The organism is Brachymonas sp. J145 (genome assembly GCF_036312245.1).
Taxonomy (GTDB): domain Bacteria; phylum Pseudomonadota; class Gammaproteobacteria; order Burkholderiales; family Burkholderiaceae_C; genus Brachymonas; species Brachymonas wangyanguii.
Map to the genome: position 1 here is coordinate 85,562 of NZ_JAZDCI010000003.1, position 22,571 is coordinate 108,132.

The 22,571-nt window shown below is 63.8% G+C and carries 24 protein-coding genes; 14 read left to right on the top strand and 10 right to left on the bottom strand.

What is annotated here, in order from left to right; genetic code table 11:
* Window positions 1-129: 129 nt before the first annotated feature.
* Window positions 130-618 (bottom strand): peroxiredoxin, encoded by a 489-nt coding sequence (locus V1261_RS04300; RefSeq protein WP_329770212.1) that lies wholly within the window; start codon window positions 616-618, stop codon window positions 130-132.
* A 208-nt stretch (window positions 619-826) separates the two neighbouring features.
* Window positions 827-1,207 carry an Mth938-like domain-containing protein gene (locus tag V1261_RS04305; RefSeq protein ID WP_329770213.1) on the bottom strand — a complete coding sequence of 127 codons (381 nt, stop codon included), beginning with the start codon at window positions 1,205-1,207 and terminating at the stop codon, window positions 827-829.
* 125 nt (window positions 1,208-1,332) lie between these two features.
* On the opposite strand from V1261_RS04305, the gene V1261_RS04310 reads away from it, so the two are divergent.
* The 14 genes from V1261_RS04310 to sstT all read left to right on the top strand — a co-directional run bounded on the left by V1261_RS04310 (window position 1,333) and on the right by sstT (window position 15,238).
* Complete coding sequence (locus tag V1261_RS04310; RefSeq protein WP_329770214.1) at window positions 1,333-2,565, top strand: pyridoxal phosphate-dependent aminotransferase; 1,233 nt, start codon at window positions 1,333-1,335, stop codon at window positions 2,563-2,565.
* A 35-nt stretch (window positions 2,566-2,600) separates the two neighbouring features.
* Complete coding sequence (locus V1261_RS04315) at window positions 2,601-3,926, top strand: homoserine dehydrogenase (RefSeq protein ID WP_329770215.1); 1,326 nt, start codon at window positions 2,601-2,603, stop codon at window positions 3,924-3,926.
* A gap of 1 nt (window position 3,927) precedes the next feature.
* Window positions 3,928-5,355: a threonine synthase gene (gene thrC / locus V1261_RS04320; protein WP_329770216.1), complete on the top strand. Its 1,428-nt coding sequence runs from the start codon at window positions 3,928-3,930 to the stop codon at window positions 5,353-5,355.
* A 99-nt stretch (window positions 5,356-5,454) separates the two neighbouring features.
* On the top strand, window positions 5,455-5,940 hold the full coding sequence (locus V1261_RS04325; RefSeq protein ID WP_329770217.1) for a copper resistance protein NlpE: 486 nt from the start codon (window positions 5,455-5,457) through the stop codon (window positions 5,938-5,940).
* 248 nt (window positions 5,941-6,188) lie between these two features.
* Window positions 6,189-8,582 carry a phosphoenolpyruvate synthase gene (gene ppsA / locus V1261_RS04330; protein ID WP_329770218.1) on the top strand — a complete coding sequence of 798 codons (2,394 nt, stop codon included), beginning with the start codon at window positions 6,189-6,191 and terminating at the stop codon, window positions 8,580-8,582.
* Between the two features lie 195 nt (window positions 8,583-8,777).
* Window positions 8,778-9,149 (top strand): 30S ribosomal protein S6, encoded by a 372-nt coding sequence (rpsF, locus tag V1261_RS04335; RefSeq protein ID WP_329770219.1) that lies wholly within the window; start codon window positions 8,778-8,780, stop codon window positions 9,147-9,149.
* 20 nt (window positions 9,150-9,169) lie between these two features.
* Window positions 9,170-9,520, top strand: coding sequence for a primosomal replication protein N (gene priB, locus V1261_RS04340; protein ID WP_329770220.1), 351 nt, complete (start codon window positions 9,170-9,172; stop codon window positions 9,518-9,520).
* 21 nt (window positions 9,521-9,541) lie between these two features.
* The gene (gene rpsR, locus V1261_RS04345; protein WP_018714095.1) at window positions 9,542-9,817 is read left to right on the top strand and encodes a 30S ribosomal protein S18; all 276 of its coding nucleotides are present in this window, start codon (window positions 9,542-9,544) and stop codon (window positions 9,815-9,817) included.
* A 17-nt stretch (window positions 9,818-9,834) separates the two neighbouring features.
* A complete protein-coding gene (rplI, locus tag V1261_RS04350) occupies window positions 9,835-10,287 on the top strand; it encodes a 50S ribosomal protein L9 (protein WP_329770221.1) in 453 nt (150 codons plus the stop codon).
* 111 nt (window positions 10,288-10,398) lie between these two features.
* Window positions 10,399-11,283 carry an ATP-binding protein gene (locus V1261_RS04355; protein WP_329770222.1) on the top strand — a complete coding sequence of 295 codons (885 nt, stop codon included), beginning with the start codon at window positions 10,399-10,401 and terminating at the stop codon, window positions 11,281-11,283.
* Window positions 11,280-11,753, top strand: a complete 474-nt coding sequence (locus tag V1261_RS04360) for an NUDIX domain-containing protein (RefSeq protein WP_329770223.1) — start codon at window positions 11,280-11,282, stop codon at window positions 11,751-11,753. Before V1261_RS04355 ends, V1261_RS04360 begins: the two co-directional genes overlap by 4 nt.
* A gap of 99 nt (window positions 11,754-11,852) precedes the next feature.
* Entirely contained in the window at window positions 11,853-12,989 is a 1,137-nt protein-coding gene (gene nadA, locus V1261_RS04365; RefSeq protein WP_329770224.1) for a quinolinate synthase NadA, read from the top strand.
* Between the two features lie 9 nt (window positions 12,990-12,998).
* Window positions 12,999-13,853, top strand: coding sequence for a carboxylating nicotinate-nucleotide diphosphorylase (gene nadC / locus V1261_RS04370; protein ID WP_329770225.1), 855 nt, complete (start codon window positions 12,999-13,001; stop codon window positions 13,851-13,853).
* 179 nt (window positions 13,854-14,032) lie between these two features.
* A complete protein-coding gene (sstT, locus tag V1261_RS04375; protein WP_329770227.1) occupies window positions 14,033-15,238 on the top strand; it encodes a serine/threonine transporter SstT in 1,206 nt (401 codons plus the stop codon).
* Window positions 15,239-15,240: 2 nt separating this feature from the next.
* Here sstT and V1261_RS04380 read toward each other — a convergent pair whose 3' ends face one another.
* The 8 genes from V1261_RS04380 to V1261_RS04415 form a co-directional block, all read right to left on the bottom strand.
* Window positions 15,241-15,867: a LysE family translocator gene (locus V1261_RS04380; RefSeq protein ID WP_329770228.1), complete on the bottom strand. Its 627-nt coding sequence runs from the start codon at window positions 15,865-15,867 to the stop codon at window positions 15,241-15,243.
* A gap of 3 nt (window positions 15,868-15,870) precedes the next feature.
* On the bottom strand, window positions 15,871-17,547 hold the full coding sequence (gene nadB / locus V1261_RS04385; RefSeq protein ID WP_329770229.1) for an L-aspartate oxidase: 1,677 nt from the start codon (window positions 17,545-17,547) through the stop codon (window positions 15,871-15,873).
* A 42-nt stretch (window positions 17,548-17,589) separates the two neighbouring features.
* A complete protein-coding gene (locus tag V1261_RS04390) occupies window positions 17,590-17,829 on the bottom strand; it encodes a DNA gyrase inhibitor YacG (protein ID WP_329770230.1) in 240 nt (79 codons plus the stop codon).
* Between the two features lie 12 nt (window positions 17,830-17,841).
* Entirely contained in the window at window positions 17,842-18,597 is a 756-nt protein-coding gene (gene zapD, locus V1261_RS04395) for a cell division protein ZapD (protein WP_329770231.1), read from the bottom strand.
* Window positions 18,594-19,229 (bottom strand): dephospho-CoA kinase, encoded by a 636-nt coding sequence (gene coaE, locus V1261_RS04400; RefSeq protein WP_329770232.1) that lies wholly within the window; start codon window positions 19,227-19,229, stop codon window positions 18,594-18,596. The genes zapD and coaE overlap by 4 nt, the downstream gene beginning before the upstream one ends.
* Before the next feature lie 77 nt (window positions 19,230-19,306).
* Complete coding sequence (locus V1261_RS04405) at window positions 19,307-20,152, bottom strand: prepilin peptidase (protein ID WP_329770233.1); 846 nt, start codon at window positions 20,150-20,152, stop codon at window positions 19,307-19,309.
* Window positions 20,149-21,345, bottom strand: coding sequence for a type II secretion system F family protein (locus tag V1261_RS04410; protein WP_329770234.1), 1,197 nt, complete (start codon window positions 21,343-21,345; stop codon window positions 20,149-20,151). Before V1261_RS04410 ends, V1261_RS04405 begins: the two co-directional genes overlap by 4 nt.
* The gene (locus V1261_RS04415; RefSeq protein ID WP_329770235.1) at window positions 21,329-22,534 is read right to left on the bottom strand and encodes a GspE/PulE family protein; all 1,206 of its coding nucleotides are present in this window, start codon (window positions 22,532-22,534) and stop codon (window positions 21,329-21,331) included. The genes V1261_RS04410 and V1261_RS04415 overlap by 17 nt, the downstream gene beginning before the upstream one ends.
* Window positions 22,535-22,571 lie beyond the last annotated feature (37 nt).

The following is a 22,571-nucleotide window of genomic DNA, read 5'->3' on the forward strand; positions in this document are numbered from 1 at the left end:
CAGATTGCCGTCACCCGGCGGTCATATTTGCAACCGTGCGTCAGCCCCCGTCTGCGGGCTGCGGGAAAGTGCCCATGAAAAAAGCGCCTGCTGGGCAGGCGCTTTCGGCTGGCGACAAGGCCAGGGAGCTTATTCGGCGGTAGCCAGGGTCTCTTTCAGTTCCTGCACGGCCTTCAGCACGGCATCCACATGGCCGGCGACCTTGACGCCACGCCATTCCTGACGCAGCACGCCATCGGGGCCGATCAGGAAGGTGCTGCGCTCGATGCCCTTGACCTTCTTGCCGTACATGATCTTGTTCTTGACCACGCCGAACATATGGCACATTTTTTCTTCGGTATCGGCGATCAGCTCGTAGGGCAGGCCCAGCTTCTCCTTGAAGCCGTCATGCGACGTCATGTTGTCACGCGATACGCCAAACACCACGGCGCCAGCCTGCTCGAAAGCCTCGTACTGGTCACGGAATTCCATGGCTTCGGTGGTGCAGCCAGGGGTGTTGTCCTTGGGGTAGAAAAACAGGACCAGGATCTGGCCATTATGGGAAGTGTTGCTGACCTTGACGTCGCTCGTGGCATTGGCCTCGAATTCGGGGATCAGCTTGTCTACGACGATTGCCATTGTGTTATTTATCTCTTTCCTAAAGACGACTCGGGCATGGTCGGGGGTGAGGCGACACAGGCGTGCCGCCGGTTGGGATGCCCGAGTGGCACAGAAGCCGGCAGACGATGGCCAGCTACCCGGCGCGGGTTGTGGCAACCCGGACGCCATCGAAACCCCTATTTTAAACGAAATTCATCACAAGCGCTTGCCAGGGTGAAAGCCCTTGTTACGGTGCCGGGGCATCCACCAGCAGCGCGGCCAGCACGCGGCGGCCTTCGCCGGCCAGGAAGTTGTAGGTGCGGCAGGCGGCAGCGGTGTCCATGGTCTCGATGCCGATGCCGCGCGCCATCAACGGGGCCGTGACCGAGGGATGCAGGAAGCGCAGGCGGTCGCCGGTGCCGAACAGCACCAGTTCGCAGGGCAGTTCGGCCAATTGGCTGAAGTGTCCGGTATCGAGCTGGTCAAAGCCGGTGCAGTGCCAGGGTTGCAGCAGGCCCTGGGCCGTCAGCAACAGGTGGTGCCTGAAAGGCTGGCCATTGACGGCCACCCAGCCCGGGCCATGGGCGGTGATGGCGGGAACGTCCATCTGGTCGGGTACGAATTTCATGGTGGAAGTCCGGTAGAGGCGGGGAAAGCGGAGCAGACGGCCGGTGTAGAACTGGCAATGCGGCTGTCTGTCGTCAAAATGTGGTCAAATTATAGTTTTCCCCTGAATTTTCCACAGGAGCCGGTGTGAAGACCATAGCCAAATCCTCCAAGCTTGCCAATGTCCTCTACGATGTGCGCGGACCCATCGTGGACGCGGCGCGCCAGATGGAGGATGAGGGCCAGAAGATCATCAAGCTCAATATCGGCAACCTGGCACCGTTCGGTTTCGAACCGCCCGAAGAAATCGTCGCCGACATGATCCGCAACCTGCCCGAATCCGCCGGCTATTCCGACAGCAAGGGCATCTTTGCTGCGCGCAAGGCGGTGATGCACTACTCGCAGCAGCAGGGCGTGCAAGGCGTCACACTGGAAGACATCTACCTGGGCAATGGCGCCAGCGACCTGATCATCATGGCCACCATGGCGCTGCTGAACGATGGCGACGAGCTGCTCGTGCCGTCCCCGGACTATCCGCTGTGGACGGCATCCACCTCGCTGGCCGGCGGCAAACCGGTGCACTACCTGTGCGACGAGAGCAACGAGTGGATGCCTGACCTGGACGACATCCGCAGCAAGATCACGCCGCGCACCAAGGGCATCGTCGTCATCAACCCGAACAACCCGACCGGCGCGCTGTACTCCGACGCGCTGCTGCTCGGCCTGATCGAGATCGCGCGCGAGCACAATCTGGTGCTGATGGCCGACGAGGTCTACGACAAGGTGCTGTACGACGGCATCAAGCATACGTCCATGGCCTCGCTGTCCACCGATGTGCTCACGCTGACCTTCAACTCGCTGTCCAAGGCCTACCGCAGCTGCGGCTTCCGTGCCGGCTGGATGGTGATTTCCGGTGACAAGTCGGGCGCGCAGGACTATATCGAGGGCCTGAACATGCTGGCCAACATCAAGCTGGGTTCCAACGTGCCCGGCCAGTGGGCGATCCAGACCGCACTCGGCGGCTACCAGAGCATCAAGGACCTGGTGGGCGAGGGCGGCCGCCTGCGTCGCCAGCGCGACCTGGCCTACGAGCTGATCATGCAGATCCCGGGCGTGAGCTGCGTCAAGCCCAAGGCGGCGCTCTACATGTTCCCCAGGCTCGATCCCGAGATGTACCCGATCCAGGATGATCGCCAGTTCTTCCTGGAGGTGCTGCAGGCGACCCGCGTGATGCTGGTGCAGGGCTCCGGTTTCAACTACCACGACAACCAGCATTTCCGCATCGTGTTCCTGCCGCAGGAAGATGCGCTGCGCGAAGCCATCCAGCGCCTGGCGCGCTTCCTCGAGGCTTACCGCAAGCGCCACGGCGCGAAATCCTGATTTTCTCCAACCCTTTTCCAACTGAAGCTAGAAACATGAATCCGATCAAAGTGGGCCTGCTGGGCATTGGCACGGTAGGCAGCGGCGTTTACAACGTCCTGAGTCGCAACCAGTCCGTCATCAAGGCACGTGCCGGCCGTGGCATCGAGATTGCCGTGGTCGCCGACCGCAACGTCGAACACGCACGCAGCGTGGTTGATGCCTCCACCGAAGTGATCGATGATGCCTTTGCCGTCGTACAGCGTCCCGATATCGATATCGTGATCGAGCTGATTGGTGGCTACACCATCGCCAAGGACCTGGTGCTGCAGGCCATCGAGAACGGCAAGCATGTGGTCACCGCCAACAAGGCGCTGCTGGCCGTGCATGGCACCGAGATTTTTGCCGCAGCCCAGCGCAAGGGCGTGATGGTGGCCTTCGAAGCTGCCGTGGCTGGAGGCATCCCGATCATCAAGGCGCTGCGCGAAGGCCTGACTGCCAACCGCATCGAATGGATCGCCGGCATCATCAACGGCACCACCAACTTCATCCTGTCCGAGATGCGCGACAAGGGCCTGGACTTTGACGTGGTGTTGAAGGAAGCCCAGCGTCTGGGTTACGCCGAAGCCGACCCGACCTTCGACATCGAAGGCGTGGACGCCGCGCACAAAGTCACGCTGATGAGTGCCATCGCCTTTGGCGTGGACGTGCAGTTCGACAAGGCCTATACCGAAGGCATCACCAAGCTGGGCGCGGCCGACATCCGTTACGCCGAGCGTCTGGGCTACCGCATCAAGCTGCTGGGCATCACGCGCCGCACCGAGCAGGGCGTGGAACTGCGCGTGCACCCGACGCTGGTGCCGGCCAAGCGCCTGATCGCCAATGTCGAAGGCGCGATGAACGCCGTGGTGGTCAACGGCGATGCCGTCGGCACCACGCTGTACTACGGCAAGGGTGCCGGCAGCGAGCCCACCGCCAGCGCCGTGATCGCCGACCTGGTGGACGTGACGCGCTTGCACACATCCGACCCGGCCAACCGCGTGCCGCACCTGGCGTTCCAGCCCGATGCCATGCAGAAGGACCTGGCGATCCTGCCGATCGATCAGGTTGTGACCAGCTACTACCTGCGCCTGCGCGTGTCCGACGAGCCGGGCGTGCTGGCGCGCATTGCTACCATCCTGTCCGATCTGGGCATCAGCATCGACGCCATGCGCCAGGCCGAATCCGACCAGGTCGGTGGCGAGGAAACCAACCAGACCGATCTGGTGATCCTGACCCACGAGTGCCAGGAAGCCCACATGAACCAGGCCCTGACCGCCATGCAGGCGCTGCCCAGCGTGCTGCAGCCCATCGTCCGGATCCGCAAGGAAGAGCTGAACTGATATGTACTATCTGTCTACCCGCGGCCACTCGGTGCCGCGCACCTTCTGCGAAATCCTGCTCGAAGGCCTGGCGCCCGATGGCGGCCTCTATCTGCCCACGGCCTACCCGCAGGTTGATGTCGCCACGCTCGAAAGCTGGCGTACGCTGTACCGCGAGCAGGGCTATGCCGCGCTGGCATTCGCCATCCTGTCGCGCTACATCAGCGATATCCCGGCAGCCGACCTGAAGGCGATCTGCGACAAGACCTATACCGCCGAGGTGTTCGGTACCGAGCAGATCACGCCGGTGCGCCAGCTCGAAGGCGAGCTGTACGTCGAAGGCCTGTCCAACGGCCCGACGATCGCCTTCAAGGATATGGCCATGCAGCTGCTGGGCAACCTGTTCGAATACGAACTGGGCCGCCGCGGCGAACAGCTCAACATCCTGGGTGCCACCAGCGGCGATACCGGCAGCGCGGCCGAGTACGCCATGCGCGGCAAGCAGGGCGTGCGTGTGTTCATGCTCAGCCCGCACGGTCGCATGAGCGCCTTCCAGCAGGCACAGATGTTCAGCCTGCAGGACGAGAATATCCACAACCTGGCGGTCGAAGGCGTGTTCGACGACTGCCAGGACATCGTCAAGGCCGTGAGCAACGACCTGGAATTCAAGCGCCAGTACAAGATCGGTACCGTCAACTCGATCAACTGGGCGCGCCTGCTGGCGCAGGTGGTGTACTACTTTGCCGGCTATTTCCAGGTCACGGAGAACAGCCAGCAGCAGGTCAGCTTCACCGTGCCCAGCGGCAACTTTGGCAATGTCTGCGCCGGCCATGTCGCGCGCATGATGGGCCTGCCGATCCGCCAGCTGGTGGTAGCCACCAACGAGAACGACGTGCTCGACGAGTTCTTTCGCACCGGCGTCTACCGCGTGCGCGGCAGCGCCGATACGCACGAGACCTCCAGCCCGTCCATGGACATCAGCAAGGCCAGCAACTTCGAGCGTTTCGTGTTTGACCTGCTGGGCCGCAATGCCAAGCGTACCGCCGAGCTGTTCGGCAGCACGCTGGGCCAGCAAGGCCAGTTCGACCTGAGCGGCGATCCGGTGTTTCCGCTGGCGGCACAGCGCTACGGTTTTGTCAGCGGCTCCAGCACCCACGCTGACCGCCTGGAGACGATCCGCGATTGCTACCAGCGCCTGGGCCAGATGATCGACACCCATACCGCTGATGGCGTGAAGGTGGCACGCGAACACCTGGAGCAGGGCGTGCCGATGATCGTGCTGGAAACCGCACTGCCGATCAAGTTCGCCGAAACCATCGAGGAAGCCCTGGGCCGCAAGCCCGACATGCCCGAGCGCTTCGCCGGCCTGGAAGCCCTGCCGCGCCGCGTGCAGGTGGTGCCGGCCGATGTCGCGCGTATCCAGCAGCTGATCGTGGCGGCCTGCGCCTGAGTTGCTTGTGTCGTAATGTACGGATGCGCTCCTGTCTGACAAGGGCAGGACACATCGTGCATGTAGAATCGGCTCCAAAACGCCTATAGGGAGATCATGATGGCTAGACGTGTTCAAGAACAAGTCCGTCGCTGGCAGCTGGCCGGCCTGGCTGCGGTGTCGCTGACGCTGGCGGGTTGTAGCGGCATGCAGGGCATGACCGATAGCGTGCTCGGCTCGATTGGCCTGATGCGTGTGCCGCAGGCGGAACGCGCGCCGGCTGGCCCGGCGGTCGCTACTTGGCCGGGTACCTACCGCGGCAACCTGCCGTGCCCGGCCTGTGCCGATCCGGCGCAGAACATGACGCTGGCGCTGACGCTGTTCTCCGATTCCACCTACGAGCTGCGCACCAAGGCGGGCCCGGACCGTGAGCATGAGCTGCGTGGCCAGTTCACCTTCAATGCCGACGAAACCCGTATCACACTGGATCCGCAAGGCCAGCGTCGCAGCTTCGACATCATCTCCAACACCATGTTGCGCATGCTCGACAAGGATGGCCAGGTTGTCACCGGCCCCGATGCGCACCGGTTCCTGCTGAGCAAGTAAGGGAATCGTCGTTTATTGACAACTATTCCGGGTAAGCCTGCATTGCAGTTTCGATGGTGATGCAGGTTTTTCCGTCAAGTGCCTCACACTTTCCCGATCGGGTTGCCGCAAAAAACCCAGTCGGACTACAATCAGATTTTGCCAGTACGCGACCGAAACCCGGTCGCGTATTGCCATGGGCTCGCCGCCTCCATAACCAGAACAAGCAAAGGCCAGGCCCGGTACCGGTTTAACTTTTGGAGCATGCTATGACTCAGCAATTCAGCGCGACCGACCTGGTCGTTCCCTTCGAAAAACTGCGCATGGACGACGTCGAGTACGTCGGCGGCAAGAACGCCAGCCTGGGCGAGATGATCTCCCAGCTGCCGCAGGGCGTGAAAGTGCCCACCGGCTTTGCCACCACCGCGCACGCCTTCCGTGAATTCCTCAAGCACGATGGCCTGACCGACCGCATCAACGCCAAGCTGGATGCGCTCAACGTCGATGACGTCAACGCCCTGGCCGCCGTCGGTGCCGAGATCCGCACCATGGTCGAAGAGCAGCCGTTCCCGGCTGACCTGGAAAAGGCCATCCGCGAGGCTTTCGCCACCCTGAGCGAAGGCAATGACAAGGCCAGCTTCGCCGTGCGTTCTTCCGCTACCGCCGAAGACCTGCCCGACGCTTCCTTTGCCGGCCAGCAGGAAACCTTCCTGAACGTGGTGGGCATCGAAGACGTGCTGCACAAGATGAAGGAAGTGTTCGCCAGCCTGTACAACGACCGCGCCATCAGCTACCGCGTGCACAAGGGCTTTGCCCACGCCGACGTGGCCCTGTCTGCCGGCGTGCAGCGCATGGTGCGTTCCGATACCGGCGCCGCCGGCGTGATGTTCACCATGGACACCGAATCCGGTTTCCGTGACGTGGTCTTCATCACTTCCAGCTATGGCCTGGGCGAAACCGTGGTGCAGGGCGCCGTGAACCCGGACGAGTTCTACGTGCACAAGCCCATGCTGCAGGCCGGCAAGCAGGCGCTGATCCGTCGCAACCTGGGCAGCAAGCTGATCCAGATGGTGTTTGCCACGCCGGAAGAAAAGGCGGCCAACGGCCAGCTGGTGAAGACCACCGACGTTCCCACCGAGCTGCGCAACCGCTATTCCCTGAGCGACACCGACGTTGAGCAGCTGGCCCGCTATGCCCTGATCATCGAAGAGCACTACGGTCGCCCGATGGACATCGAGTGGGGCAAGGACGGTACCGACGGCCAGCTGTACATCCTGCAGGCACGTCCCGAAACCGTGAAGAGCCAGGCCGAAGGCAAGGTCGAGCAGCGCTACAAGCTGAAGGGCCAGGGCACCGTGCTGACCGAAGGCCGCGCCATTGGCCAGAAGATCGGTACCGGCCCGGTGCGTCTGGTGAGCGACATCAGCCAGATGGACACGGTCCAGGCCGGCGACGTGCTGGTGACCGACATGACCGATCCCAACTGGGAGCCGGTGATGAAGCGCGCCAGTGCCATCGTGACCAACCGTGGTGGTCGTACCTGTCACGCCGCCATCATCGCGCGTGAACTGGGCATCCCGGCCGTGGTCGGCTGTGGCGATGCCACCGACCTGCTGAAGGACGGCACCCTGGTGACCGTGAGCTGCGCCGAAGGCGATACCGGCCGCATCTACGATGGCCTGCTGGACATGGAAGTGACCGAAGTCGAGCGTGGCACCATGCCCGAAATCGACACCAAGATCATGATGAACGTTGGCAACCCGCAGCTGGCCTTCGACTTCTGCCAGCTGCCCAACAGCGGCGTGGGTCTGGCCCGCCTGGAGTTCATCATCAACAACAACATCGGCGTGCACCCGAAGGCGATCCTGGACTACCCGAACATCGATGCCGACCTGAAGAAGGCGGTCGAGTCGGTAGCGCGTGGTCACGCTTCCCCGCGTGCCTTCTACGTGGACAAGGTTGCCGAAGGCATTGCCACCATTGCCGCAGCCTTCTGGCCCAAGCCGGTGATCGTGCGCATGTCCGACTTCAAGAGCAACGAGTACCGCAAGCTGATCGGCGGCAGCCGCTATGAGCCGGAAGAAGAGAACCCGATGCTGGGCTTCCGTGGTGCCGCACGTTACGTGAGCGAGGACTTCGCCGAAGCCTTTGCCATGGAATGCGAAGCACTGAAGCGCGTGCGCAATGACATGGGCCTGACCAACGTCGAGATCATGATCCCGTTCGTGCGTACCCTGGGCCAGGCGGCCAAGGTGACCGAGCTGCTGGCCGAGCAGGGCCTGAAGCGCGGCGACAACGGCCTGCGCCTGATCATGATGTGCGAAGTGCCGAGCAACGCCATCCTGGCCGAGCAGTTCCTGGAGTACTTCGATGGCTTCAGCATCGGCTCCAACGACCTGACCCAGCTGACCCTGGGCCTGGACCGCGACTCCGGCCTGGAGCTGCTGGCTGCCGACTTCGACGAGCGCGATCCGGCCGTCAAGGCGCTGCTGAGCCGCGCCATCGCCGCCTGCAAGGCGCAGGGCAAGTACGTGGGTATCTGCGGCCAGGGCCCCAGCGACCACCCGGACTTTGCCCAGTGGCTGGCACAGGAAGGCATCGTGTCCATCTCGCTGAACCCCGACACGGTGATCGAGACCTGGAAGGGTCTGGCCAAGGCCTGATGCCCTGAAACCGGCTGAGTCCGGTTGGCATGACAAGGGACTGCTGCGGCAGTCCCTTGTCGTTTCTGCCACGGGGCAGGGCGTTGTTGCCCAAATAACTTGCAGCCTGCATCGCAGGCAAGCTATAATCTACGGTTTCACCTTGCTGCACCGCATCCTGGCGCTGTGGGCAGCTTACTTCCACAAGGAGTTTTCATGCGTCATTACGAGATCATTCTGCTGATCCACCCGGATCAGAGCGAACAGGTTCCTGCCATGCTGGAACGCTACAAGGGCATGGTTACTGCTGGCAACGGCAAGATCCATCGCGTCGAAGACTGGGGTCGCCGTCAACTGGCTTACCAGATCAACAAGCTGAACAAGGCGCACTACCTGTGCCTGAACATCGAAGCCGACCAGGCCGTGATGGCCGAGCTGGAACACGCGTTCAAGTTCAACGACGCCGTGCTGCGCAACATGACCGTGCAGAAGAAGAAGGCCGAAACGGCTCCTTCCACCATGATGAAGGCCGTCGAGCGCGAAGAAGCGCGCAAGACTGCACAGGCCAGCGAGGCTGACGCTTCCTGATCACAGGTCAAGAAGCGCGAGTGGAATCCCCCGTACCCGTCGCCGTCAACCAGTTGGAACTGACGGCAGAACTGGTCGAACGTGGCCCCTTGCGAATGACGCCCGCCGGCGTCCCTGTTGTCGATGGTGTGCTGACGCACACATCCGAACAGCACGAAGCCGGCAGTGTGCGCAAGGTCAGTGCCCAGGTGGCGTGTGTCGCCATCGGGCCGATGGCAGAACAGCTGAATCGCCTCAGCCTGGGGCAACCGGCACGATTCAGCGGCTTTCTGGCCACGCCGGTACGTCGCGGGGCAGGCGTCAGCAGCAGTACGCGGCTGGTGTTCCACCTTCAGGACTTCATGCCGATAGCACGAGACAACCCTTTTTAAACAGATTTTCAGGAGTCCATCATGGCCTTCAAGAGCAACAAAGACAAGCGTCCCAAGCGCAATACCCAATCCCTGCTGTTCAAGCGCAAGCGCTTCTGCCGCTTCACCGTCGCCAAGGTCGAGGAAATCGACTACAAGGACGTGGATACGCTGCGCGATTTCATCGCTGAAAACGGCAAGATCATCCCGGCTCGCCTGACCGGCACCCGCGCGATCTACCAGCGCCAGCTGAACACCGCCATCAAGCGCGCCCGTTTCCTGGCCCTGCTGCCCTACACCGATCAGCACAAGATCTAAGCCAAGGAGTCCCAATCATGCAAATCATTCTGCTCGACAAAGTCGTGAACCTGGGCAACCTGGGTGACGTGGTCAAGGTCAAGGACGGCTTCGCCCGCAACTTCCTGATCCCCTCCGGCCGTGCCCGTCGTGCCACCGAAGCTGCCCTGAAAGAGTTTGAAGCCAAGCGCGCCGAACTGGAAAAGGCTGCTGCCGAGAAGCTGGCTGCTGCCGAAGCCCTGGGCCAGAAGATGGAAGGCCTGTCCATCAAGCTGACCCAGAAGGCTGGCGTGGATGGCCGTCTGTTCGGCTCCGTGACCAACCACGACATTGCTGACGAACTGGTCAAGCAAGGTTACGAAGTGCACAAGTCCCAGATCCGCATGCCCAACGGCCAGATCAAGACCGTGAGCGACAACACCGTCCAGGTGGCTCTGCACACCGATGTGGTGGTGGACGTGAACGTGGTCGTGTACGGCGAAACCGCCTGATACACGCGCACTAGCGCCTAGAACAAAGGCCGCCGGGGAAACCCGGCGGCCTTTGTCATGCTGGCGGCTGATGTATGCTTGAACTCTTGCCTTTACTGTCTGCCCAAGAAAATGAATGTCGCTTTTGAAAAACTGTTGATGCGTGCCGAAGCCGTGCTGGAGCGGCTGGAACAGGTGCTGCCGCAGCCGCTGCAGCAACCGGACTGGGATGCCTCGATTGCCTTCCGCTATCGCCGCCGCGGGCGCGGCATGATGGGCCAGGTCGGCGTGCTGGAGCCCGTGCGTCACGTGGCGGTGATGGCGCTGCAGGACCTGCAGGAAATCGATGGCCAGAAGGAACGCCTGGTGCGCAATACCGAGCAGTTTGTCGCTGGCCGTCCCGCCAACAACGTGCTGCTGACCGGCTCGCGCGGTACCGGCAAGTCCTCGCTGGTGCGCGCCTGCCTGCACGCCTACGCGGATCAGGGCCTGCGCCTGATCGAGGTGGACAAGACTGATCTGGTGGACCTGCCGGATATCGCCGAATTGGTGGCGCAGCGCCCGGAAAAATTCATCATCTTCTGTGACGACCTGAGCTTTGACGAAGGCGAGATCGGCTACAAGGCGCTCAAGTCCATGCTGGACGGCTCGATCGCGGCGGCTACGCCGAATGTGCTGATCTACGCCACCAGCAACCGCCGTCACCTGTTGCCCGAATACATGAAGGAAAACCTCAGCTACCAGCATACGCCTGATGGCGAGGTGCATCCGGGTGAAGTGGTGGAGGAGAAGATCTCCCTGTCCGAGCGTTTTGGCATGTGGATCAGTTTCTACCCGTTCAGCCAGGACGAGTATCTGGCGATTGTGCGCCAGTGGCTGCGCAGCCTGGGTGTGCCGGAATCGGCGATGAGCGCTGCCGAGCCTGAGGCGCTGGTCTGGGCGCTGGAACGCGGTTCGCGCAGTGGCCGTGTGGCCTATCAGTTTGCCAGGGACTATGCCGGAAGGCAGAGCGCATGAGCCGCTATACCCAAGCGCAACCGCTGGTCGCCGATGGCGATCGCCCGCGAGATGATGCTGCCACAGGCGAAGCACGCCAGCTGGTGCAGGTTGCCGTGGGCGTGCTGCTGCAGCCCGATGGCAGCTTTCTGCTGACCAGCCGCCCGCCGGGCAAGGTCTATGCCGGCTACTGGGAGTTTCCGGGCGGCAAGCTGGAGCAGGGCGAGTCGGTGGAGCAGGCGCTGCGGCGTGAGCTGCAGGAGGAAATCGGCGTACGTATCACGACGGTACAGCCCTGGCGCGATAGCGTGGTCGATTATCCGCATGCCCTGGTACAGCTGCATTTCTGCAAGGTGACGGCCTGGGAAGGCGAGCTGTGCATGCACGAGGGCCAGCATTACAGCTGGCAGCAGCTGCCGGTGCAGGTCGATCCGGTGTTGCCGGGCACGATTCCGGTACTGGACTGGCTGACCCAGGAGCGCGCCGGTTGAACTTGCAGCTCCGGGCCGACTCCAATCTGCGAGACAATACGCGGCAATGGCACAGCCGGCCGCTACGGCAGTGCCCCCAGTGAAAGAGAGAGACATAGCATGATCGAATCCCCCGTTCGCCAGTTTGATTTTCCGCTGCAGGACGCCGAAGGCGCGACCTGTACCGCCCATGCCTGGGCCAAGGTGCCGCCGCAGCTCAGCACCGCCGAGCGCGACGCACTGATGCAGCAATCGGCCGAGTTGCTCAAGGCGCGCAATGCCGTGCTGGTGGCGCACTACTATGTGGATGGCGACCTGCAGGATCTGGCGCTGGCCACTGGCGGCTGCGTGTCGGATTCGCTGGAAATGGCGCGTTTTGGCCGTGACCACGAAGCCCAGACCCTGGTCGTGGCCGGCGTGCGCTTCATGGGCGAATCGGCCAAGATCCTGAGCCCGGAAAAAACCGTGCTGATGCCGGATCTGGACGCGACCTGCTCGCTGGATCTGGGCTGCCCGATCGATGAATTCAGCGCCTTCTGCGATGCCCATCCGGATCGCAAGGTGGTGGTGTACGCCAACACCAGCGCCGCCGTCAAGGCACGTGCCGACTGGATGGTGACCAGCTCCTGTGCACTGGCGATCGTGAATCACCTGAAAGAGCAGGGCGAGAAAATCCTCTGGGCGCCGGATCGCCACCTGGGCAACTACATCCAGCAGCAGACCGGTGCCGACATGCTGTTATGGCAAGGTGCCTGCATCGTGCATGACGAATTCAAGGGCCTGGAGCTGGATCTGTTGCGCAAGCAGTATCCGGGGGCAAAGATCCTGGTCCACCCGGAATCGCCCACCAGCGTGGTGCAACAGGCCGATGTGGTCGGCTCCACCTCGCAACTGCTCAAGGCGGTGATCGATGGTGCCGAAGGCGAGACCTTTATCGTCGCCACCGACAAGGGCATCATGCACCGCATGCGTCAGCTGGCACCGGGCCGCAAGCTGATCGAGGCGCCCACGGCCGGCAACAGCGCCACCTGCAAGAGCTGCGCGCATTGCCCGTGGATGGCGATGAACGCGCTGCAGGGCGTGGTCGATTGCCTGCAGAACGGCAGTGGTGAGGTGTTTGTCGATCCCGAGATCGGTCGCAAGGCCGAAGGCTGCATCACGCGCATGCTGGATTTCGTCAAGGCGAACCCGGACGCGCTGGTGGTCAAGGATGGCGGTCGCCTGAGCGGCATGACGCCTGGCATTGGCGCAGCGTAAGGAGAGCCCATGTTCGAATCCAACGAAAGCCTGGAACAGGCGCGCGCGCGCAATATCCGCGATGCGCTGGTGGAAGATATCGGTGTCTGTGACTGGACCGGCCAGCTGGTACCCAGCCCGCGTCCGGTGCAGGCGCGCGTACTGGTGCGTGAACAGGCGGTGCTCTGTGGCCGTGACTGGTTCGAGGGCTGCATGCATGGCGTCGATCCGGAACTGCGCATCGACTGGCATTACGCCGAAGGTGAGCTGATGCAGCCGGATACCGATGTCTGCCATATCCACGGCGATGCGCGTTCCATCCTGACGGCCGAGCGTGCTTCGCTCAACTTCCTGCAACTGCTCAGTGGCACCGCCAGCGTCACGCGTCGTTATGCCGAAGCGATTGAGGGTGCTTCTGATCGCGCTTGCGCCGTGCTCGATACGCGCAAGACGATTCCCGGACTGCGCCAGGCGCAGAAGTATGCCGTGCGTGTAGGTGGTGGCCAGAACCAGCGCCTGGCCCTGTGGCATGGCATCCTGATCAAGGAAAACCACATTGCGGCTGCTGGCGGCATTCCACAGGTGCTGGAGAACGCCCGCGCGCTCAATGCCGGTGTCGAGATCCAGATCGAAGTCGAGCGCATTGACCAGCTGCAGCAGGCACTGGATGCCGGCGCCATCAGTGTGTTGCTGGACAACTTCACGCTGGACGCCATGCGTGAAGCCGTGGCCTTGACGGCTGGCTGTGCGCTGCTGGAGGCCTCCGGCGGCATCAGCTTTGACATGCTGCGCAGCATTGCGGCGACTGGCGTGGATCGCATTTCGATTGGCAAGCTGACCAAGGATGTGGTGGCGACGGACTACTCGTTGCGGATCCTGGGCTGAGGTCTGCCTTGTGAAGGTGGCGTGATCGCCACACAATGGCCTGTTCCGGCAAGGTTGATGAACAGGTCCCTGATGGCTTCCCCTAAAATTGCGGGCTTTCCCCGGTAGGTCTCATGCGTGTCTACCGGGATCGAAACAGATGATGGCGCACTTTGGTGACCGTCAGGGGAGCAAGAGAAATGTTCGATTCCATCAAGCACTTCATCCGCCACGGATCGCTGGTGCTGCAGATTTTCATGGGCCTGGTGGCAGGCATTGTGCTGGCTGTCGTCTGGCCAGACGCGGCGCGTGCCACTATCCTGTTTGGCACGCTGTTTGTCGGTGCGCTGAAGGCAGTGGCACCGCTGCTGGTGTTCGTGCTGGTGATGGCGTCCATCGCCCGGCACCAGCAGGGCGTGCAGACCAATATGCGCACGGTGCTGATCCTGTATGCCATCGGCACTTTTGCCGCGGCGCTGGTGGCGGCAGCCGGCAGTTTCCTGTTCCCGATGGAGCTGACCTTCAAGCCGGTGGAGGGTGAGCTGTCGCCGCCGGGCGATGTGCTGCAGGTGCTGAAAAACCTGGTCATGAGCATGGTGGACAACCCGGTCAGCGCCCTGATGAACGCCAACTATATCGGCGTGCTGACCTGGGCCGTGGCGCTGGGCCTGGGCCTGCGCCATGCCAACCCGGCCACGCACCAGCTGCTGGGTGACCTGTCTGACGGCGTCTCCTGGGTGGTGCGTCTGGTGATCCGCTTTGCGCCGTTTGGCGTGATGGGCCTGGTCGCCGATGCGATCCTGACTGCTGGCTGGGATGCACTGCTCAACTATGCGGCCTTGCTTGGCCTGCTGATCGGCTGCATGCTGATCGTGGCGCTGATCGTCAATCCGATCATCGTCGCGGTCATGACGCGCCGCAACCCGTATCCGCTGGTGTTCACCTGTCTGCGCGAAAGCGGCGTCACCGCCTTCTTCACGCGCAGCTCGGCGGCCAACATCCCGGTCAACATGGAACTGGCCAAGCGCCTGGGCCTGAACCGCGATACCTATGCGATCTCGCTGCCGTTGGGTGCCACCATCAACATGGCTGGTGCCGCCGTCACCATCAACGTGCTGACGCTGGCCGCCGTGCATACGCTGGGCATTTCGGTAGATTTTGGTACCACGCTGCTGCTGTGCGTGGTGGCTTCGATTGCCGCCTGTGGCGTGTCGGGCGTGGCCGGTGGATCGCTGCTGCTGATTCCCATGGCGGCCAGCCTGTTCGGCATTCCCAACGACATCTCGATGCAGGTGGTTGGTGTCGGCTTCGTGATTGGCGTGCTGCAGGATGCATTTGAAACCGCACTGAACTCGTCCACCGATGTGCTGTTTACCGCGGCCGCCGACCCGGTGATGCGCGCCTGAGGTCAGCGCTGGGACAGCAGCAGCTTGATCGCCATGCCGGCAAACACCAGGCTGGCACCGCGATTGAGCCAGCGCTGCGCCCGGGCCGATTCGCGCAGCCGCTGGCCGGCGCTGCCAGCCAGCATGGCCAGCGCAGAAAATGTCAGCCAGGCAGCCAGGATGAATAGCAGGCCAAGCCAGACCGTCTGCAGGGCGACGCTGCCATGTTTCGGATCGGCAAACTGCGGCAAAAAGGCCAGAAAGAATAGCACCACCTTGGGATTGCTCAGGTTCATCAGCACGCCGCGCATCCAGGCCTGTAGCGGCGTCATCGGCGGTGGCACCGGGCTGTCGGCCGTCATGGCGGGTGCGTTCCAGGCGCCCCAGGCCAGATAGAGCAGGTAGGCCGCACCCAGCAGCTTGAGTACGGTAAAGGCCGTGCTGGATGCGGCCAGCAGTGCAGCCACGCCAAAGGCGACGGCCAGCGTGTGCACGATCAGGCCGCTGCACAGCCCCAGCACGACCCAGAGCCCGGCGCGCACGCCGCGCAAGGCCGATAGCGTCATGACAAACACATTGTCCGGCCCGGGCGACAGGGACAGCAGTACCGCAATGCCGAAAAAGGACAGCGCAGTTTCCAGCGGCAGCATCGCTTACTTCACCTTCTTTTTCTTGCCGCTGCGGCGATCCAGATTCTTGAACAGGATGGTCGGGAAACTGGCCGGCAGCAGTTCCGGGTAGTCGCGGATATAGTGCAGGCCGCGGCTTTCGTGGCGGCTCAGGGCGCTGCGCACGATCAGCTCGGCGCAATCGACCAGGTTGCGCAGTTCCAGCAGGTCGCGGTTGACGCGGAAATTGGCGTAGTAGTCGTCGATCTCGGCACGCAGCAGCAGGATGCGGTGCTTGGCGCGTTCCAGCCGGCGCGTGGTGCGCACAATGCCGACGTAGTTCCACATCACCAGGCGCAACTCGTCCCAGTTGTGGGCAATCACGACCTGTTCGTCGGCATCTTCGACCTGGCTTTCGTCCCAGCCGGGCAGCAGCGGGTTGTGGTGGAGCTCCTGCTGCATGATGGCCTGTGCGCAGCTCTTGCCCAGCACCACGCATTCCAGCAGCGAGTTGCTGGCCAGGCGGTTGGCACCGTGCAGGCCGGTGTAGGTGGTTTCGCCCACCGCATACAGATGGTGCAGGTCGGAGCGGCCATCCAGATCGGTGACGACGCCGCCACAGGTGTAGTGTGCCGCCGGCACCACCGGAATCGGATCTTTCGTGATGTCGATACCGAGTTCCAGGCAGCGCTGGTAAATGGTCGGAAAGTGCGACTTGAGGAAATCGGCACCCAGATGGGTGGCATCCAGCCAGACATAGTCCAGGCCGTGCTTCTTGATCTCGAAGTCGATTGCGCGCGCCACCACGTCACGCGGGGCCAGCTCGGCCATCGGGTGGTGCTGCGGCATGAAGCGCTCGGCGTGGATATTGCCGTCGGCGTCTTTCAGCGGCAGCTTGAGGATGCCGCCTTCGCCGCGCAGCGCCTCGGTGATCAGGAAGCTGCGCTCGGCCGGGTGGTAAAGGCAGGTCGGGTGGAACTGGATGAATTCCATGTTGCCGATGCGGCAGCCGGCGCGCCAGGCCATGGCAATGCCATCGCCGGTGGAGGTATCGGGATTGGTGGTGTAGCGGTAGACCTTGCCGACGCCGCCCGAGGCCAGCACCACGGCGCGTGCCGGCAGCGTCATCACGCAATCCTTGTCGATATCGAGCACATAGATGCCGTAGCAGTGCTTGATCGGCGAGTGGCCCTGTTCGCCCAGGTGCTTGTCGGTCACCAGGTCGATCGCCATCCAGCGCTCGTGCAGCGTGATGTTGGGGTGTTCGCGCACGCGCGCCAACAGCGATTCGTGGATTGCCTTGCCAGTGGCATCGGCGGCGTGGGCGATGCGGCGCACGGTGTGGCCGCCTTCGCGTGTCAGGTGCAGGCCGAGCGGACCGGACGGATCACCGGTAAAAGGCACGCCTTGCTGCACCAGCCATTCGATCGCATCGGCGGAGTTTTCGGCGATAAAGCGCGCCGTGTCTTCGTCGACGATGCCGGCGCCAGCTTCCTGGGTATCGTGCACATGGCTTTCGATGCTGTCGTCGGAGCCGAGCACGCCGACGATGCCGCCCTGGGCGCGCGTGGTGGCTGATTCCTCCACCTTGCGCTTGGCAAGCATGATGACCGGCACCGATTCGGCCAGATGCAGGGCCACGGCCAGTCCGGCCAGGCCGGCACCGACGATGACGACGGGGAGTTGTGCCTCCGGGGAGGTCAGGGAGATCGGTTCGGACATGGTCGGTCAGGGAGTCAGGGCAGGGGGGGCGCGGGCCGGGTGTCAATGCCGGGGCATGGGCTCGTCGGGCAGCAGGCCATCCGGCGGGGTGTTGTCCGGCATCTGGTATTCCTCGTTGGCCCAGGCACCCAGGTCGATCTTGCGGCAGCGCTCGCTGCAGAACGGGCGCCAGGGGTTGGACGGGGCGTAGACGCTGTCGCCACCGCATTGCGGGCAGCGCACGATGCGCTCGGAAAAGCCGGGCGTTGCACCGGAGGGGGAATCGGAATCAGGCTTGGACATGGGCAAACAGGGTCAGGCGCACAGGGTCAGCTCGAAGCTGACGTCGATCGGATGCAGCGCCAGATGGCCGTCAGGATCCTGGCGCATCATGCGCACCGAGACCAGCAGGCGGTTGGCGCTGATTTCCGGAATCACCTGGTGTACCGGGTCGACCGCGAGCTGCAGCAGCTGGAAGCTGCGCGACTGTGGCAGGTTGAGCTGGAACTGGCCGTTCTGCGCCGTCATGCGCTGGGTATGGCCGCCGTTGCGCACCAGACTCAGCAGCAGGCGGATGCTGTCGGATACCGGATGCATGCCGGCCATCCAGTGTTTCAGATCGGTCTTGCGCCGGGTTTCGGGCAGATGCTGCCAGGCATGGTAGGCCGGCAGGTCGAATTCGCAGGTGCCGCCGGGAATCGCGATGCGGCTGCGCAGTGCCATCAGCCAGTCGTTGCTGGTGATGCCGTGGCCGATCTTGCCCTGCATCTGTTCCAGCAGGCGGAAGCAGACATCGGCTTCGCGCATCAGGCGATCCAGCGTGCCTTGTGCGACCGCCGGGTTGTCACGCCAGCTGGAGAGCTGCTGGCGCAGCCGGTCCAGGTCCAGCATGATCTCCTTTTTCAGGTCGGAGCGGCTGGTGATCTCGAGGATCTCGAACAGGGTGTAGAGCGCGTAGTGGTGGTCCACCGGCATGTCACGCGCGGACAGTTCGGCGTAGTGGCCAAACAGGTGTTCCAGTCGCAGGTAGGTGCGGATGCGCTCGTTGAAGGGGTATTCGTACAGGATCACGCCGGGTTTCCTTTGGCGTCAATGATAAGTCCGAAACGCCGTGCCAGCGCACGCGTCTGCGCCTGCAGCCCGGCCAGGCTGATGCCGGCACCGTTGCGGATCACGGCATCGGCAATCTGCCGACGTTGCGCGCGTGTCGCCTGCGAGGCGATGATGCCCTCGATGGCGCTACGCTCCAGCTGGTTGCGCTGCATGACGCGGGCGATCTGCGTCTCGCTATCGCAATCGACCACCACGATCTGCTGCAGGCGCTGGCGCCAGTGCGCCGATTCGGTCAGCAGCGGGATGTCGTAGACGATGACGCGGATGCCACGGGCGCTGGCGGCTTCCGCCTGCTGGCGGATCTGCTGCAGCACCAGCGGATGGATGATGGCCTCGAGCTGCTTGCGCGCGTCCGGATCGCGGAAGGCCAGCTCGCGCATGGCGTTGCGGTCGAGTGCGCCTTCGGGCGTGATGAAACTGGCGCTAAACTGCGTGCGGATGGCGTCGATGGCGGCGCCGCCCGCCGCCGTGGTGGCGCGCGAGATGGCATCGGCGTCAATGACGCAGGCGCCGAGTTGCTGGAACATCTGGCTGACGGTGCTCTTGCCGCTGCCGATGCCGCCCGTGAGTCCGATATGCCAGGTGTGCATGGATGCGCTGCGGTGCGGGGAATCGTCTGGCGCCGCCTGCTGGCAGGCGGCGTCCCGGAGTGCCGCCAGTGGCGGACTTACAGGGGCCATTGTAGCCAGACTGGCAGTGGCATCAGCCAGGCAGACCAGCCGGCCAGCGCCAGGAAGGGCCCGAACGGGACATAGCCACCCTCGCGCAGCTGGCCCTTGACCTTGAGGTACAGCCCGACCATGCTGCCGGCGAGCGAGGCCAGCAGCAGGATCGGAATCAGTCCGGCCAAGCCGAACCAGGCACCGAGCGCGGCATACAGCATGGGGTCCCCGTTGCCCATGCCAATGCGGCCGGTGACCAGGTGGAACAGCGTGCTGACCAGCCAGAGCAGGCCATAGCCGGCCAGCGCACCCCAGACGGTCTGCTGCAGCGGGACATCCAGCCAGCCCAGGCTGCTGCCCAGCAGGCCGAGCGCGAGCAGGCTGAGGCTGAGGGAATCGGGCAGGTAGGTGGTGTCCCAGTCGATCAGCGCGATGACCAGCAGCAGGCAGGCAAAGCTGAACCAGAGCAGGGCAGCAGGTGTCAGGCCGTAGCGCCAGGCACACCAGCCCCCAAAGCCGGCGGTCAGCAGTTCCACCAGCGGGTAGCGCACGCTGATGCGCTGGCTGCAGTGGGCACAGCGGCCACGCAGCCAGAGCCAGCTCAGCAGCGGAATCAGCTGGTACCAGCGGATCCGCGTGTGGCAGGAGGGGCAGTGTGAGGGTGGCTGCGCCAGGTCGTAACGCGGCCCGGGCGCGGGTGCCGGCAGACCCTGGCGTTCCGCCTGCCAGGCGGCCTGATCGGCCTCCCAGGCGGCTTCGATCATGCGTGGCAGGCGATGCACCACCACATTCAGAAAGCTGCCGGTGAGCAGCCCCAGCAGCAGGCCGATGAGCAGCACAAACAGCGTCACAGTACCTGCCCCAGCTGGAAGATCGGCAAATACATGGCCAGTACCAGGCCGCCGACCAGCAGACCGAGCAGCAGCATCAGCGCCGGTTCGGCGATGGTGGACAGGGTGCGCAGCAGTTGCTGCAGCTCTGCTTCGCACAGCTCGGCGATGCGCGCCAGCATCTGTTCCAGCGTGCCGGAGGCTTCGCCAGTCTGCACCAGCTGCAGCGCCAGCGGCGGGAAAATGCCCTGCTGCTGCATCGCCGCGGCCAGCGCCGAGCCTTGCAGCAGCTGTTCGCGCAGGCGCTGGCTGCGTTCGGCCATGCAGCGGTTGCCACTGGCCTGGCCGGCAATCGGCAGTGCATCGGCCAGCGGCAGGCCGGCCTGTGCCAGTGTCGCCAGCACGCGTGCCCAGCGCGCGGTAGCGGCCTGGGTCAGCAGTGCACCCAGCAGGGGGAGTTGCAGCAATCGGGTATCCATGATCAGTCGCATTGTGGCATGGCGTTGCCACAGCCGCAGCAAGGGCACGCCGGCCAGCAGCGCGATCAGCGGCAGCAGCCAGCCCCAGGCGATGGCAGCTTCGCTCAGGCGGATCACCAGCTGCGTGGGCCAGGGCAGTTCGGCACCAAAGCTGGCAAACATCTGGGCAAAGGTGGGCACGACAAACACCAGCATGGCGGCCATGACGATGCCGGCGGTGAACAGCACCAGCAGCGGGTAGGCCAGCGCCCCGCGCAGCCGGGCGCGCATGGCCTGGGCCTGCTCCATGTGGGTGGCCAGGCGCAGCAGGGTCTGGTCCAGCGTGCCGGAGGCTTCGCCGGCTTCGACCAGGCTGGCGCTGGCGGCATCGCACCAGCGTTGCTGGCGCAAGGCCTGGTGCAGCGCCTGGCCCGATTCCACCACCTGGCGGACCTGGTTCCAGCCGTGCGCCATCGCGGGCGGACTGCCGCTGGCAGTCAGCTCCAGCGCCTGCAGCAGCGGCAGGCCGGCATGCAGCAGGGTGCCCAGCTGGCGCATGCTGCGCGTCAGGGCGGCACGGCGCGGCTGGCCATGCGCTTGCAGCGGGCGTGTGCGGATGCGCTGCGGCTGCACGCCTTCGAGCAGCAGTTGCAGCCGTGCGGCACGCAGGTCGCGCGCATGCAGCTGGCCCTGTTGCAGCTGTCCGCTGGCATTCAGCCCCTGCCAGTGGAACAGGCGTTCAGTCGGTGGTGGCATGCAATACCTCTTGCAAGGATGTCTCGCCCTGCAGCACCTTGCGCAAGCCGGCCTGGCGCAGGCTGCGCATGCCAAGCTGGCGTGCCAGTCCTTGCAGCTGGTGGCTGGCGGCCTGCTGCAACATGGCGTCCTGCAGCTCGCTGCTGATCGGCATCAGCTGGAAGATGCCGGTGCGGCCTCGGTAGCCCTGATGACAATGGGCGCAACCGACCGGCTGCCATGCCTGCGGGCGCGAGGCGAGCTCCGTCTCCGGCAGGCCGGCAGCCAGCCATTGCGAGGCATGCAGTGGCTGCGGCTGGCGGCAGTGCCGGCACAGCTGGCGCACCAGCCGCTGCGCCACGACCAGGCTGATGCTGGCGGCCAGCTGGTAGGGCGGCACCCCCATTTGCTGCAGCCGCGTCAGCGCCGAGGGCGCATCGAGCGTGTGCAGCGTGGACAGCACCAGATGCCCGGTCTGCGCTGCCTTGAGGGCGGTGTCGGCCGTAGCCAGATCGCGGATTTCACCGACCATCAGGATGTCCGGATCCTGGCGCAGAAAGGCGCGCAGCACGCTGGCGTAATCCAGCCCGGCTTTTTCATGCAGATGCACCTGGTTGATGCCTTCCAGCCGGATTTCGCACGGGTCTTCGACACTGGCGATATTCACATCGGGACGGTTCAGCGCTTGCAGGCAGCTGTACAGCGTGATGGTCTTGCCGGAGCCGGTCGGCCCGGTCACCAGCACCATGCCTTGTGGCCTCTGGATGGCATCGCGCAACTGTTGCAGCTGCAGCGGCTCCAGCCCGAGGGCGTCGAGCTGCACCTGGGCGTTGTCGGTGGGCAGCAGGCGAATCACGATTTTTTCGCCAAACAGCGTGGGCAGGGTGCTGACGCGCAGATCACCCGTCTGCCCGGCTGGCAATTCCAGCCGGAACTGGCCGTCCTGCGGCAGGCGTTTTTCGGCGATATCGAGTCGCGCCAGCACCTTGATGCGGCTGGCGATGCGTTCCTTGAGGCTGGCTGGCGGAGCTGCCACCGGCTGCAGCTGGCCGTCGATGCGCAGCCGTACCCGGTAGCTGTGTTCGTAGGGTTCCAGATGCAGGTCGGATGCGCCGCGTGCCCAGGCCGCAGCCAGCAGCGCCTGCAACCAGGACACGGCGCTGCTGTCGTCGGCAGAGGGTAGGGGTGGGGCGGCGGCAGGTGGGTACATGGCAGGCATAAAATTAATATTTAAGTATTATTATTGC